This is a genomic window from Hamadaea tsunoensis DSM 44101 (genome assembly GCF_000428945.1).
Lineage (GTDB): Bacteria > Actinomycetota > Actinomycetes > Mycobacteriales > Micromonosporaceae > Hamadaea > Hamadaea tsunoensis.
In genome coordinates this window covers 1-1148 of sequence record NZ_AUAX01000072.1, presented here as the reverse complement: position 1 = coordinate 1148, position 1148 = coordinate 1, and the positions used below count along the sequence as shown (strand labels likewise).

Here is a 1148-nt window from a genome sequence, read left to right as displayed (position 1 = left end):
TCCACATTGGATGCCGCGTTCAGGTAGTACGAGTAGTAGATCGTCGAACACTTGCCCGCCGACCGGTCCTGGCACGACTGCTCCGAGACCGTGTTACCCCGCGCGTCGTACTCGTTGGTCGTCACATTCCCGTTCGGATCCGTCGTCGTACGCAGGTAACCGTCCTTGTAGCCGTACGTCGTCTGCCGCGGCTGACCACCGTCGGACCAGATCTCCGCCACCTGCCGGTTGCCGTTGTCCACATCGAACAGGTAGGTGGTGGTGGCGTTGCCGGGATCGGTGACCACGACCTTCTTCGCCAGCGCCGCACCCGCGGAGGTGGCGGTGGCGGACTTGCTCGCGGTGAAGGCGTCGGAGACCTGCGCGGCGGTCAGCTGCGTCTTGTAGAACGCGAACTCACCGATCGAACCCGGGAAGTAACCCGCGGTCGGCGTACCGTGCGACGGCCAACTGCCTGTCCACTTCCCCGCCCCGAGGTACGCGTACGTCGCACCCGTTGCCACCAAAGCCTTGGCCAGGGTGCCGGCCGGATCGCCGTCCAAGTACAGGGTCTGCGTACCGGTGCCCGCCGACAAGACAGCGTGATGCCACTTGCCGTCCGCGACCGACGCCGCACTGGTGATCACATTCGTGGACGCGCCGGTCCAGAACCCGCCCCGCAGCTTGCCGTCGATGCCGACGTAGAGCGCCGGGGTCCACCAGGCGGCGGTGCCGTCGACGTCGCTCATCGGCATGCCCTGGTAGCCGTACAGCACACCGCCGGCGGTCGAACCGGACGGCATCTTGAACCACACGCTCACGCTCGCCGGACCCGTGGTCGTCATGTCCGCCGCCGGCAACTGCACGTATGAGGTGGCACCGTCGAAACCACCCGCGGTCGCGTCCGCGAACGGTCCGGTCTGCCCCAACGTCACCGCGTTGTACGCGCCGACGCCGCCGTTGACCTCGTTGACCGCTTCGGTCACACCGGTCTCGTTGAGCCGGAAGTAGTCCGCCGGACCACCCGACAGCACCGACGCGGCGTACACCTGGGAGGAGCCGGAGACCTGCGGGGCGGAGATCTTCCACACCCCGTTGTTCTCATCGGTCACCTGCGTCACGACACCCGACACCGGGTCGTAGACGACCTGCGCACCGACCGCCCCCGA

At 67.2% G+C, this 1148-nt stretch carries 1 protein-coding gene; it reads right to left on the bottom strand.

Annotation, left to right across the window (positions count from 1 at the left end; translation table 11 throughout):
* Positions 1 to 1148, bottom strand: a 1148-nt coding sequence (locus G401_RS51455; protein ID WP_034594506.1) for a LamG domain-containing protein, incomplete at both ends; no start/stop codon positions are given.